Origin of the sequence: Nocardioides eburneiflavus, from assembly GCF_004785795.1 — a bacterium.
Classification (GTDB): domain Bacteria; phylum Actinomycetota; class Actinomycetes; order Propionibacteriales; family Nocardioidaceae; genus Nocardioides; species Nocardioides eburneiflavus.
On the sequence record NZ_SRRO01000001.1, the window covers coordinates 1,408,378 to 1,420,927 of the forward strand.

General features: G+C 72.6%; 12 protein-coding genes. 11 read left to right on the top strand and 1 reads right to left on the bottom strand.

Going from position 1 to position 12,550, the window contains the following annotated elements; genetic code table 11:
- From EXE59_RS06590 to EXE59_RS06640, 11 genes are all read left to right on the top strand, one after another.
- Positions 1–807: a GNAT family N-acetyltransferase gene (locus EXE59_RS06590; RefSeq protein WP_210428907.1), complete on the top strand. Its 807-nt coding sequence runs from the start codon at positions 1–3 to the stop codon at positions 805–807.
- Between the two features lie 125 nt (positions 808–932).
- Positions 933–1,967 carry a 2-keto-3-deoxygluconate permease gene (locus EXE59_RS06595; RefSeq protein ID WP_135838191.1) on the top strand — a complete coding sequence of 345 codons (1,035 nt, stop codon included), beginning with the start codon at positions 933–935 and terminating at the stop codon, positions 1,965–1,967.
- Positions 1,964–3,094: a four-carbon acid sugar kinase family protein gene (locus tag EXE59_RS06600; RefSeq protein ID WP_135838192.1), complete on the top strand. Its 1,131-nt coding sequence runs from the start codon at positions 1,964–1,966 to the stop codon at positions 3,092–3,094. Before EXE59_RS06595 ends, EXE59_RS06600 begins: the two co-directional genes overlap by 4 nt.
- The gene (gene pdxA, locus EXE59_RS06605; RefSeq protein ID WP_135838193.1) at positions 3,091–4,125 is read left to right on the top strand and encodes a 4-hydroxythreonine-4-phosphate dehydrogenase PdxA; all 1,035 of its coding nucleotides are present in this window, start codon (positions 3,091–3,093) and stop codon (positions 4,123–4,125) included. Before EXE59_RS06600 ends, pdxA begins: the two co-directional genes overlap by 4 nt.
- A 42-nt stretch (positions 4,126–4,167) precedes the next feature.
- Positions 4,168–4,962 (top strand): GntR family transcriptional regulator, encoded by a 795-nt coding sequence (locus EXE59_RS06610; protein WP_168218424.1) that lies wholly within the window; start codon positions 4,168–4,170, stop codon positions 4,960–4,962.
- A gap of 44 nt (positions 4,963–5,006) precedes the next feature.
- The gene (locus EXE59_RS06615) at positions 5,007–6,353 is read left to right on the top strand and encodes a dipeptidase (protein WP_135838195.1); all 1,347 of its coding nucleotides are present in this window, start codon (positions 5,007–5,009) and stop codon (positions 6,351–6,353) included.
- Between the two features lie 188 nt (positions 6,354–6,541).
- Positions 6,542–7,015 carry an SRPBCC family protein gene (locus EXE59_RS06620; protein WP_135838196.1) on the top strand — a complete coding sequence of 158 codons (474 nt, stop codon included), beginning with the start codon at positions 6,542–6,544 and terminating at the stop codon, positions 7,013–7,015.
- The gene (locus tag EXE59_RS06625) at positions 7,012–8,052 is read left to right on the top strand and encodes an NAD(P)H-binding protein (RefSeq protein ID WP_135838197.1); all 1,041 of its coding nucleotides are present in this window, start codon (positions 7,012–7,014) and stop codon (positions 8,050–8,052) included. The genes EXE59_RS06620 and EXE59_RS06625 overlap by 4 nt, the downstream gene beginning before the upstream one ends.
- 118 nt (positions 8,053–8,170) lie before the next feature.
- Entirely contained in the window at positions 8,171–9,715 is a 1,545-nt protein-coding gene (gene purF / locus EXE59_RS06630) for an amidophosphoribosyltransferase (protein ID WP_135838198.1), read from the top strand.
- Positions 9,716–9,752: 37 nt separating this feature from the next.
- Complete coding sequence (gene purM / locus EXE59_RS06635) at positions 9,753–10,832, top strand: phosphoribosylformylglycinamidine cyclo-ligase (RefSeq protein ID WP_135838199.1); 1,080 nt, start codon at positions 9,753–9,755, stop codon at positions 10,830–10,832.
- Between the two features lie 156 nt (positions 10,833–10,988).
- A complete protein-coding gene (locus EXE59_RS06640) occupies positions 10,989–11,177 on the top strand; it encodes a DUF3073 domain-containing protein (protein WP_129456864.1) in 189 nt (62 codons plus the stop codon).
- Between the two features lie 216 nt (positions 11,178–11,393).
- Here EXE59_RS06640 and EXE59_RS06645 read toward each other — a convergent pair whose 3' ends face one another.
- Positions 11,394–12,485, bottom strand: a complete 1,092-nt coding sequence (locus EXE59_RS06645; protein WP_135838200.1) for a Glu/Leu/Phe/Val family dehydrogenase — start codon at positions 12,483–12,485, stop codon at positions 11,394–11,396.
- Positions 12,486–12,550 lie beyond the last annotated feature (65 nt).

Sequence of the window (12,550 nt, forward strand, 5' to 3'; positions counted from 1 at the left end):
ATGCACGTGAGCTCGCTCGGCTTCCGCACCGACCTCGCCCTGCTGGCCGACTCCGGCAGCGTCGTCGAGGACCGGGGCACCCACCTCGTCGTGCGATCGCCGGAGAACCCGTCCTACTTCTGGGGCAACTTCCTCCTCCTCGCCGAGCCGCCGGTGCCCGGTGGCGAGAAGGAGGTCGTGGCTGCGTTCCACACCGAGTTCCCGCAGGCCGACCACGTCAGCATCGGCATCGACGTCGCCGACCTGACCGACGAGTCGAGGGCCGCCTTCGAGGCCGCGGGCCTGACGGTCGACGTCGCGACGGTGCTGACCGCGCAGCGGCTCGACCCCCCGCGCGAGGTCGAGGCCGACGTCCGCGCGCTCGAGGGCGAGGACGACTGGGAGGCCCGCGCCCGCCTCAGCCAGCAGCTCTACCCGAGCACGTCGGAGCAGGCCTTCATGACCTACGCCCGGCAGAAGAACGCGCAGGAGCGACGCCTCGTCGACGCCGGCCGCGGGCAGCGCTTCGGCGCCTTCGTCGACGGCGCACTCGTCTCGACCGCCGGCGTCTTCGTCACCCAGGAGGGGGTCGCCCGCTTCCAGAGCGTCGAGACCCACCCCGACCACCGGCGCAGGGGTCTCGCCACCGCCGTCGTGCACGCGGCCGGGCAGCACGCCCTTGACCGACTCGGCGTCCACACCCTCGTCATCGTCGCGGACACCGACGGCGACGCCATCGGGATCTACCGCCGCCTCGGGTTCGCCGACGCCGAGCGGCAGCTGATGATGGAGAAGCGCAGCGGCGAGTGGGCCGGCCTCGACGGCTGACGGCGACCCCCGCTCCTCGTCCGCCCCGTCACGGCTCCCTGTGACGGTTGACACCAGCGCGCCCGTCTGCGATCGTCAGTTGTCCGTACAGGTTGTACGTACAACATCCGACAAGGGACACCCCCATGACTGACACCATCCCGGAGCGGGAGATCGCGCCGCTCTACCAGCTGATGAACCGCATCCCCGGCGGGCTGATGCTCATCCCGCTCGTCATCGGCTCGCTCCTCGGCACCTTCGCCACCGGCTTCCTCGAGATGGGCTCGTTCACCACGGCCCTGTTCCAGCAGAGCGCGCTGCCGCTCATCGCCCTGCTGATCTTCGCCACGGGCACCCAGGTGACCCTCAAGACCAGCGGTCCGGTCGTCGCCACGGCCGGCGTGGTGCTGCTCTGCAAGAGCATCATCCCCGCCACGATCGTGATCCTGCTCGGCCAGGTCGTCGGCATCGACGGCATCCTCGGCGTCTCGATCCTCGCCCTGCTCGTGGCTGTCGACAACAGCAACGGAGGGCTCTGGCTCGCGTTCACGGGACGCTACGGCGACAAGCGCGACCGCGGTGCCTACATCGCCTCCGCGCTCAACGACGGCCCCTTCTTCTCCATGCTGTTCCTCGGTGCCTCCGGTCTGGCCGACATCCCGGTCAGTGCCATGGTCGCCGCGGTGATCCCGTTCCTCCTCGGCATGCTGGTCGGCAACCTCAACCCGCACTGGCGCGAGGTTCTTCGGCCGACCCCTGCCATCGTCATCCCGTTCTTCGCGCTCGCTCTCGGCACGGGCATCGACCTCAACAACATCGTCAAGGGCGGTCTGAGCGGCCTGGTCGTCGGTCTCGTCGTCGCACCGGTCACCGGCCTGTTCGTCTACCTCGGGTACCGCTTCCTGCTGCGGCGCGGCTACCGCTCCGGCATCGGCTTCGCGGCCGGCACGACGGCGGGCAACGCCATCGCGACCCCCGCGATCATCGGTCTGGCCGACCCGAAGTTCCAGCCGTTCGTCGAGACCGCCACCGCCCAGGTCGCGGCGTCGGTGCTCGTCACCGCGATCATCGCCCCCACCCTGGCCTCGCTCGCGCTCAAGCGCGAGGGCGGGCTGCTCTCGGAGGAGGAGATCGAACGCCTCGACGACATGGACCTGGGCGTCAAGGAACCTCAGCTGTGAGGGTCCTCGTGCTCGCCGACGACCTGACCGGGGCGGGCGACACCGTCGTGTCGTTCGCCCGGTCGGGCTGGCTGTCGCTGCTCTCGCTCAGCGGCGGCTGGCGCCACGAGCCGGAGGAGGACGCCGTCGCGGTCACGCTCGACAGCAGGCGCGACCCGCGTGCCGAGCGGGTGACAGCCCGCGCGGTCGGCGACCTCGACCCCGAGCTGCTCTACGTCAAGATCGACTCCACCGTGCGGGGCCGCGTCGCCGAGCAGGTACGCGGCGCTGTCGCCGGTCGCCGGCGTTCGCGTCCGGCCGCGTACGCCGTCCTGTGCCCGGCCTACCCCGCGATGGGCCGGACGGTCGAGGACGGTCACGTGCTCGTCCACGGTGCTCCCGTCCACCACGGCGCCGCGGGAGAGGACCCGGTCACCCCCGTCACGGAGTCCGACCTGCGGGTGCTGGTGCCCGGCGCCGTCCTCGTCGACGGCGAGGACCTGACAGCGGCGATCCGCGAGGCCGGCGAGCGCGGCGAGGTCGTCGTGGTCGATGCCCGCGACCAGGCGGACCTCGACCGGATCGCCGCCGCCGTCGCGGAGATCGGTCCCGACGCGGTGCCGGTCGGCTCGGCCGGCCTCGCGGTCGCGCTGGCCCGCGTGTGGCGTACGTCCGAGCCGTCGAGGCCGAGCCGTGTCGAGGTCCCGGCCGACAGTCGGAGCCTCGTCCTCGTGTCGTCGCTGCACCCGGTCGCCCGCGAGCAGGTGGCCGAGCTCAAGGCACGGGCCGAGCAGCTCGGCGTCGACCTCCTCGTCACCGACCCCGCCCGCATCGACGGCGCCGCCGAGCAGCGCGCCCGCGACCTCGGCGCGGAGGCTGCCGCGGCCCTGTCGGGCGGCGAGGGTCTCCCGGCGTACGGCCTGCTGGTGCTGGTGGGCGGCGACGGTGCGGCCCAGACCCTGCTCGCGCTGGGTGCCACCGGCATCCGCGTGGTGGACGCACCCGTCGAGGGCGTCCCCCTCGGCACCCTGGTGGGCGGCACCCACGACGGCCTCCCCGTCGCCACCAAGGCAGGCGGGTTCGGCGACCCGCACACCCTCACCCAACTGATCGGTGCCGTGCGCGGCGCCCAAGGAGCACGTTCATGAGCAGCCTTCCCGTCCTCGGCATCACCCTCGGCGACGTCGCCGGCATCGGGCCCGAGACGACCCTCCGCACCCTGCTGGAGCACCCCGACCTCCGTGAGGAGTGCATCCCCGTGGTGGTGGGCGACGCCGGTGCGCTGCGCCGCGTCGCGCCGCTGCTCGGGATCGACCCCGGCGTGGTGGTGACGCTCGACCACCCCTCCGCCGCGACCAACGACCCCGGCCTGGTCGAGGTCGTGCAGGTGGGCGAGCCGATGGAGGAGGTGCCGCTCGGCGAGCTCAGCGCCGTGGCCGGCGACGGGTCCTACCGCTTCGTCGTCGCGGCCTGCGCCCTCGCCAAGGCGGGAGCCATCGACGGCATCGTGACCGCGCCGCTCAACAAGGCCGCGATGCACGCCGGCGGTCACAAGTACCCCGGCCACACCGAGCTGCTCGCCGAGCAGTTCGGGGTCGAGAACTTCTCCCTCGTGCTGTCGGCCGGGGACCTCTACTTCTTCCACCTGACCACCCACGTCTCGCTCACGCGCGCCATCGCCGACATCACCCCCGAGCGCGCCGACGACGTGCTCGACCTGGTCCACGCGTTCTCACGTGCGATGGGCAGGCCCGACACGCCCGTCGGGGTCGCGGGTCTCAACCCGCACGCCGGCGAGAACCGACTCTTCGGCGACGAGGACGCCGACGTGCTCGAGCCGGCCGTCGCCCGCGCCCGCGAGCGGGGGATCGACGCCCACGGTCCGCTGCCGGCCGACGCGCTGATCCCGCAGGCCGTCCGCGGCAAGTGGGAGCTGGTCGTCGTCTGCTACCACGACCAGGGGCACGCGCCGTTCAAGGCGGTCTACGGCGACGACGGGGTCAACATCACCGTCGGGCTCCCCGTCGTCCGGGTCTCGGTCGACCACGGAACCGCCTTCGACATCGCCGGCAAGGGCATCGCCCGCGAGGCCAGCCTCGTGCTCGCCACCCGACGGGCGGCGGCGCTCGCGCCGGGCTGGGACGCCGTCTGGAGGACGGCCCAGCGGGTCGACGCCTGAGCGGGGCGCCGGGCTCACGGTCGCGCCCCTAGAGTGACGGCCGTGAGCGAGCGTCCCGCCCCCCTGCACGCACAGGTCGAGAGCGCCCTCCGCGAGCGGCTCGACAGCCGCGACCTGCGTCCGGGTGACCTCTTCCCGAGCGAGGCGGCACTCCAGGCGGAGTTCGACGTCTCGCGCTCGGTGGTGCGCCAGGCGCTCGCGACCCTGGAGGCGGAGGGCCTGATCCGCAAGGTGCGGGGCAAGGGCTCCGTCGTCGCCGAGCACCGCGAGGTGCATCGCGACGTGCGCCGCTCGGGACTGCGGCTGGAGGCCGACTCGGACGGCCGTGTCACCACCCGCGTCGACGCGTACGACGTCGTGCCCCGCCCCGACCACCTGGTCTCCATCCCGGGCGACCGCGTCCTCCAGCTCGGGCGCGTGCGCTCGGTGGGCGGCGTCGTGCTCAGCTACATCCGGACCTGGCTGCCGGCCGACGTCGCCGACGTGATCTCGCGCGACGACCTCACCGACGCCTCGCTGCACCAGCTCCTCGCCGACCGGCTGGGTCGCCACGTGGTGGGCGGTCACAACCAGGTGCGCGCCGTCCCGGCGACGACGTCGCTCGCCGACCGGCTCGGCGTCGCCGTCGGTGCGCCGCTCCTCCTGCTCGAGGGGCGCAGCGTCGACCTCGACGGTGTGGCCCTGGAGGAGTTCTCCACGTGGCACCGGGGCGACCTCGCCGCGTTCGACGTCGAGGCGGTGCCGCCGTCAGCCCGCGACGACGCCTCGCACGAGCGGATCGAGCGACTCACCCGCACGGCTCGCGAGCTGCTGGCGGAGCTCGAGACCCTCCGCTGAGGGCCAGCCTCGCCTGCGCCCGGGCATGCTCCTAGGGTGACGCCATGACTGTCGACATCCCCGCTCGTCTCGCCGAGGTCATGCCCGGCATCCGCCGTGACCTCGAGGACCTCGTCCGCATCGAGTCCGTCAGCGCCGACCCGGCCCGCGCCGGCGAGGTCGAGCGCAGCGCCGAGGCGACGCGCGACCTCTTCGCCGCCGAGGGGTTCGAGTGCGAGATCGTCCGCGCGTACGACGGCGCACCCCCGGCCGTGATCGCGAAGAAGGCAGGCCCCGAGGGCGCACCCACGGTCCTGCTCTACGCCCACCACGACGTGCAGCCCGAGAACGACCACGCCGACTGGGACTCCCCGCCGTGGGAGCCCACCGAGCGCGGTGACCGGCTCTACGGCCGCGGCGCGGCCGACGACAAGGCCGGCATCGCCGCCCACCTCGGCGCCGTCCGGATCTTCGGCGACGACCTCCCGGTCAACCTGGTGATGTTCATCGAGGGGGAGGAGGAGGTCGGCTCCGACACCCTCGTCGAGCTGCTGAACACCTACAAGGACCGCCTCGAGGCCGACGTCATCGTCATCGCCGACTCCGGCAACTGGGACATCGGCGAGCCCGCCCTCACCACGAGCCTGCGCGGCCTGGTCCGGATGGACGTCGAGGTCCGTACGCTCACCCACGCCGTGCACAGCGGCATGTGGGGCGGCCTCGTGCCCGACTCGATCATGACCCTGAGCCGCGTCATCGCCAGCCTCAACGACGACGCCGGCAACGTCGCGATCGAGGGCCTCCACTCCGGCCCGGCCGCCGAGGTCGAGTACCCCGAGGCCCGCCTGCGCGCCGAGTCCGGCGCCGCCGAGGGCATCGAGTGGATCGGCTCCGGCTCGGTCGTCGAGCGCCTGTGGACCAAGCCGTCGATCAGCATCACCGGCTTCGACGCGCCCAAGGTCGACGGCGCGTCCAACACGCTCGTCCCCACCGCGCGCTGCCGCATCAGCATGCGCATCGCCCCGGGTGACACCACGGCCAACGCGGTCAAGTGCCTCCAGGCGCACCTCGAGAAGCACACCCCGTGGGGCGCGACCCTCACCACGACGGTCGTCGACACAGGCGAGGCCACCCAGATCGACGCGAGCGGGCCGGCGTACGACGCCGCGCGGGCCGCGTTCGCCGAGGCCTGGGACGGCACCGCCCCCGTCGACATGGGCGTCGGCGGGTCGATCCCGTTCATCGCCGAGTTCCTCGAGGCGTTCCCGCAGGCGAGCGTGCTGGTCACCGGTGTCGAGGACCCCGACACCCGCGCCCACGGCGCCAACGAGGGCCTCCACCTCGCGGAGTTCGAGAAGGTCGTCAAGGCCGAGGCGCTGCTCCTGCGGAACCTGGGCGAGCTGCCCCGCTGATCCCTCTCGAGCGGTGAGCCACATTTCGGCCGACCAGGACGTGGCTCACCCACCGCCCCGCGGGCGTGGCGTCGGCGGACACGCCTGTCGGCGGTGCCACAGCCACATTCCCGACCTGCGGAAGGTGTCTCACGCACCGCTCGCGCGGGTGAGGACCCTCCTTCGGAGCGCTCGGTAGCGTGACGGGCATGGCGACCTTCCGTGCCCGTGACCGCTCCTCGGCGGTGCTCCGTTCGCCCCGCAGCGAGGTCTGGGCGGCCCTGACCGACGCGGACCTGATCGCCCGGATGACCCCGTACGTCACCTCGATCGACGTGGACGGCGACCGGTGGACGTGGCGGATGGGCACCATCCCCGTGCTGCACGTCTCGGTGGCTCCCACCTTCACCGAGGTGATGGAGCTCGAGCCCGAGGAACGGATCCTGTTCAGCCACGATCCCGGCAAGCCCGACGAGATGACGGCCGTCGAGGGCACCTACGAGCTGGCGGACCACCCGGACGGCGGCACCGAGGTGAGCATCGACCTGGAGATCAGCACCCGGCTGCCGCTGCCCGGCCTCGCGCGACCGGCGGTCGAGCGGGTGATGGCCGGCGTGGTCAAGCACATGGGCGCGGTCTTCTCACGCAACCTCCTGAAGCACCTCGGCGAGCAGGCGGCATGAGGGTCCTCGTCCTCGGCGCCACCGGCTACATCGGGTCCCGGCTGGTGCCGCACCTCCTCGAGCACGGCCACGACGTGGTGGCCGCCTCGTCGTCCCCTCCGCGCCCGGACCGCTTCGGCTGGGACGACCGCGTCCACGCGATCCGGTGCGACGTCACCGACCCCGCCGCCGTCCTCGCGGCGGTCGACGGCGTCGACGCCGTGGTCTACCTCGTCCACTCCCTCGACCGCAGCGACTTCTCCGACCGCGACCGCGTGGGCGCCGAGACGGTGGCGGCCGTGGTGCGGGAGGCGGGCGTACGCCGCGTCGTCTACCTCTCCGGCCTGGTGCCCGACGTCCCCGAGGCCGACCTCTCCGCGCACATCTCCTCGCGGCTCGAGGTGGAGCGCATCCTGCTCGGTGCCGCCGACGGGTCCGTGGCGTTGCGGGCCGGGGTCGTGATCGGCGCCGGGTCCACGTCCTTCGAGATCATCCGCCAGGTCGCGACCCTGTTCCTCGTCCAGCCCGTGCCGACCTGGATGGACAGCAGCGTCCAGCCGGTGGCGGTCTCCGACGTCCTCCGCGCGGTCGACGACGCGCTTGCCGACGACGGTCCGCGGGGCGCGGTCGACGTCGGCGGCCCCGACGTCGTCGCCTACCCCGACCTGATGCGCGTGGTCGGGGGCGAGGCGGGGCTGTCCCGGCTCCGGGTCCCCCTCCCGGTCGCCCCCACCGGGCTGGTCGGGCTCGCGACCGCCCTCACGACCACCGCGCCCTTCCACACGGTGACCGCGCTGATCGAGTCGCTGCGCCACGACATGGTGTGCCGTCCCGGGCACGCGTGGGAGCCGCGCTCGGGCGGTCGGCTCCTCGGCGTCGAGGAGGCCGTGCGCCGTGCGCTCACCCCGAGGTACGCCGGCCCCGAGGGTGCCCTGCCGTCCGACCCCGCGTGGGCCCGCGGCAACCCGGTGCTCGACGTCCTCCCCCTGCCGGCGGCGGGTCGTACGGCTGCCCGGCTCGCGCTCCACCGGGTGCTGGCCCTGATCCCCGGCGCCTGACCGATGTCTGAGGACGTGACGGTCGGCGATCCGGACTCCAGAGCTCCACGACGTCCTCGGATACCGGGGGCTGGGCGTGGGTGCGGCGATCGGGCCGCGCGCCCGTAGACTGCGGGTCGTGCCCTACCAGACGAGCAGGCGGACGGGCGGCGACGGCCGTCTGACCACGGCACTCGACCCCCAGGACCAAGGGCCGCAGGACGCCTGCGGCGTCTTCGGGGTCTGGGCCCCCGGCGAGGACGTCGCCAAGTTGACCTACTTCGGGCTCTACGCCCTCCAGCACCGCGGGCAGGAGTCGGCCGGCATCGCGGTCAGCAACGGGCGCCAGATCCTGGTCTACAAGGACATGGGCCTGGTGTCGCAGGTCTTCGACGAGTCCACGCTCGAGTCGCTGAAGGGCCACCTCGCCATCGGCCACTCGCGCTACTCCACCACCGGCGCCTCGACGTGGCAGAACGCGCAGCCGACCTTCCGGCCCACCGTCGACGGCTCCATCGCGCTGGGCCACAACGGCAACCTCATCAACACCCACGAGCTGCGCGAGATGGTCACCGCGCTCCCCGACCCGGACGGCGAGCTCCCGCTGCAGGCCCGCGACGTGGAGACCTCCACCAACGACACCGGCCTCGTCACCGCGCTGCTGGCGCACCACCCCGACACCACGCTCGAGCAGCGCGCGCTGGAGGTGCTGCCGCTGCTGCGGGGGGCCTTCTGCTTCGTCTGGATGAACGAGGGCACCCTCTACGCCGCCCGCGACCCGCAGGGCATCCGCCCGCTGGTCCTCGGCCGCCTCGACCGCGGCTGGGTCGTGGCCAGCGAGGACGCCGCGCTGGCCACCATCGGCGCGAGTGTCGTGCGTGAGGTCGAGCCCGGCGAGATGGTCGTCATCGACGAGAACGGCCTGCGCTCGCACACCTTCGCCGAGCCCGACCGCAAGGGCTGCGTCTTCGAGTACGTCTACCTCGCCCGTCCCGACGCGACGATCAGCGGCCGCAACGTGCACGAGGCGCGCGTCGAGATGGGGCGGCGCCTGGCCCGCGAGTTCCCGGTCGAGGCCGACCTGGTCATGCCGGTGCCGGAGTCCGGCACGCCGGCCGCCTCGGGCTACGCCGCCGAGTCCGGCATCCCGTTCGGGCAGGGCTTCGTCAAGAACGCCTACGTCGGTCGCACCTTCATCCAGCCCAGCCAGACCCTGCGCCAGCTCGGCATCCGTCTCAAGCTCAACGCCCTCGAGCACATGATCCGCGGCAAGCGCATCGTCGTGGTCGACGACTCCATCGTGCGCGGCAACACGCAGCGTGCCCAGGTGCGGATGCTCCGGGAGGCGGGCGCCCTCGAGGTCCACGTACGGATCTCGAGCCCGCCGGTGAAGTGGCCGTGCTTCTACGGCATCGACTTCGCGACCCGCGCCGAGCTCATCGCCAACGGCCTCACCCCCGAGGAGATCGCCGCCAGCGTCGGGGCGGACAGCCTCGGCTACATCTCGCTGGAGGGCATGGTGGAGGCAACCGGGCAGCCGGCCGACCGCCTCTGCCGGGCCTGCTTCACCGGCGAGTACCCGATCGAGCTGCCCGACGAGAGCCTGCTCGGCAAGCACCTGCTCGAGGCGACGCTCCAGTCGCCGACGATGGGCCGTGCCCTGCCGGTCCTCAACAACCCGTGACCCGCACCGACCAGCACGCCGTCACCTGAGGAGCTCCGTGACCGACCACAGTGCCCGCACCGAAGGGGCCTACGCCGCCGCCGGGGTCTCCATCGAGGCGGCCGACCGTGCCATCGACCTGATGAAGGGGTGGGTCGAGAAGGCCCGACGCCCCGAGATGATCGGCGGGCTGGGCGGCTTCGCGGGCCTCTTCGACGCCTCGGCCCTCACCCGCTACGAGCGCCCGCTGCTCGCGACCTCGACCGACGGCGTCGGCACCAAGGTCGCGATCGCGCAGCTGATGGACGTCCACGACACCATCGGCTTCGACCTGGTCGGCATGGTCGTCGACGACCTCGTCGTCTGCGGCGCCGAGCCGCTGTTCATGACCGACTACATCGCGTGCGGCCGCGTCGTCCCCGAGCGCATCGCGGCCATCGTCAAGGGCATCGCAGAGGCGTGCGTCGTGGCAGGCTGCGCGCTGATCGGCGGCGAGACCGCCGAGCACCCCGGCCTGCTCGACCCCGACGACTACGACGTCGCCGGCGCCACGACCGGCGTGGTCGAGGCCAGCAGGCTGCTCGGCCCCGGTCGCGTACGCCCCGGTGACGTCGTGATCGCGATGGAGGCCAGCGGCCTGCACTCCAACGGCTACTCCCTGGTGCGCCACGTGCTGCTCGAGAAGGCCGGCTGGACCGTCGACCGCCAGGTCGACGACTTCGGCCGCACCCTCGGCGAGGAGCTGCTCGAGCCGACCCGGATCTATGCCAAGGCCTGCCTCGACCTCGCCGACCGCACCGAGACCCACGCGATGTCGCACATCACCGGCGGCGGGCTCGCCGCCAACCTCGAGCGGGTGCTCCCGGAGGAGCTGTCCGTCCGCATCGACCGCTCGACGTGGACGCCGCAGCCGGTCTTCGACGTCGTGCGCCGCGTCGGCGACGTGAGCCAGCCCGACCTCGAGGCGACCCTCAACTGCGGCGTCGGCATGGTCTCGCTCACCGCTCCCGAGTCCGTCGACACGGCCGTCTCCGTGCTCGCCGGCCACGGCATCCGGGCCTGGGTCGCGGGCGAGGTGCGCGCCGACGAGGAGCACGGCGGCCGGGTGCTGCTGGAGGGCCAGCACCCCGGCTGGTGACGAGATTCGGTACTTCGACCGCGAAATGCCGGGCCTTGGTGTGCGGGAACACCCACCGCTCAGGTAGCGTTGTCCCCACGATATGTAACCGATCAGACCGGGCGCGTCGGGCGGCTCTCCGACGGCCCCGGCCAAGTGTGCGAGGGGGTCGACCCTATGGGGCGCGGCCGAGCGAAGGCGAAGCAGACGAAGGTTGCCCGCGACCTGAAGTACCGTACTCACGAGACGGACTTCGGTGCGCTGGCGAAGGAGCTGCACGGAGAGGACTCTCACTCCACGAGTGAGGTCGATCCCAGCGAGGACGAGTGGTCGGACTACGCCGACCCCCGTCGGCGCGCAGACTGACTGATCGCACCTGATCACCCCGCCCGGGCAACCGGGCGGTGAGGTCTGTCAGTGCGCCCTGACGACGGCCGAGTGGGCGCGTCCTGGCGCGACAGAGGCCCCGAGGCGGCGCGTCCTGGCGCGATCGAGACGCCGAGTCGGCGCATCCTCACGCTGAGAGGTGTGAGGATGCGCCGACTCGGGGCTGCCGGTGTGCGAGGACGCGCCGACTCGGCGTCAGCGCAGGTGGATGCCGCGCAGGCGGCCGACCTCGCGCATCCGGCGCTCGGCCAGGCGGTCGGCCGCCTCGGCGGTGGTGACGCCGTCGGCCGTGGCGAGCTCGAACACCTTGCGGGTGGTCTCGAAGATCCCCGACGCGCGCTGCTGGGCGCGCTCGAAGGAGAAGCCCTCGAGCTCGTCGGCGACCTGGATGACGCCGCCGGAGTTCACGCAGTAGTCCGGGGCGTAGAGGATGCCGCGCTCGTCGACCTGCTTCTCGATGCCCGGGTGGGCGAGCTGGTTGTTGGCCGCGCCGCAGATGATCGACGCGCGCAGCACCTCGAGCACCTCGTCGCTGATGGCGCCGCCCATGGCGCACGGGGCGTAGACGTCGATCTCGCTCGCGACGAGCTCGTCGGTGGAGGCGACGGCCTGCACCTGCGGGAGCTGGGCGCGGATCGCCTCGACCGACGGTGCGTGCACGTCGGTGACGACCACGTGGGCGCCGTCCTCGATGAGGTGGCGGACGAGGTGGCGACCCACCTTGCCGACGCCGGCGACGCCGACGGTGCGGCCGGCGAGGCTGGGCTCGCCCCAGACCTGCTCTGCCGCGGCGCGCATGCCCTGGAAGGTGCCGTACGCCGTCAGCACCGAGCTGTCCCCGGCGCCACCGTGGGCCACGGTGCGGCCGGTGACGAAGTCGCACTCCCTGGCGATGTGGTCCATGTCCTCGCTGAACGTGCCCACGTCGCACGCGGTGAAGTAGCGACCGTTGAGCGACTGGACGAAGCGGCCGTAGGCGCGCAGCAGCGCCTCGGTCTTCAGCTCGGCCGGGTCACCGATGATGACGGCCTTGCCGCCGCCCAGGTCGAGGCCTGCGAGCGCGTTCTTGTAGGACATGCCGCGCGAGAGGTTGAGCACGTCGACGATCGCGTCGTCCGTGCTGGCGTAGGGGTAGAACCGCGTCCCGCCGAGCGCAGGGCCGAGGGCCGTGGAGTGGATGGCGATGATGGCGCGGAGGCCGGTCGCGCGGTCGTTGCACAGGACGACCTGCTCGTGCTCGCTGCCGAGCTCGAAGACGTCGACGCCGGACGTGGGTGCTCCAGACATGCTCTCGGATCCTTTTCTGGTGGGTGCGGCCGCGGGGTGTGCGGACCTGGTCAGCGCGGTCGAGG

Bases quoted from the DNA above. Each gene is read 5' to 3' on its own strand.
- EXE59_RS06590 (WP_210428907.1), top strand. From the start codon at position 1: ATGCACGTGAGCTCGCTCGGCTTCCGCACCGACCTCGCCCTGCTGGCC.
- EXE59_RS06595 (WP_135838191.1), top strand. From the start codon at position 933: ATGACTGACACCATCCCGGAGCGGGAGATCGCGCCGCTCTACCAGCTG.
- pdxA (WP_135838193.1), top strand. From the start codon at position 3,091: ATGAGCAGCCTTCCCGTCCTCGGCATCACCCTCGGCGACGTCGCCGGC.
- EXE59_RS06615 (WP_135838195.1), top strand. From the start codon at position 5,007: ATGACTGTCGACATCCCCGCTCGTCTCGCCGAGGTCATGCCCGGCATC.
- EXE59_RS06620 (WP_135838196.1), top strand. From the start codon at position 6,542: ATGGCGACCTTCCGTGCCCGTGACCGCTCCTCGGCGGTGCTCCGTTCG.
- EXE59_RS06625 (WP_135838197.1), top strand. From the start codon at position 7,012: ATGAGGGTCCTCGTCCTCGGCGCCACCGGCTACATCGGGTCCCGGCTG.
- EXE59_RS06640 (WP_129456864.1), top strand. From the start codon at position 10,989: ATGGGGCGCGGCCGAGCGAAGGCGAAGCAGACGAAGGTTGCCCGCGAC.
- EXE59_RS06645 (WP_135838200.1), bottom strand. From the start codon at position 12,485: ATGTCTGGAGCACCCACGTCCGGCGTCGACGTCTTCGAGCTCGGCAGC.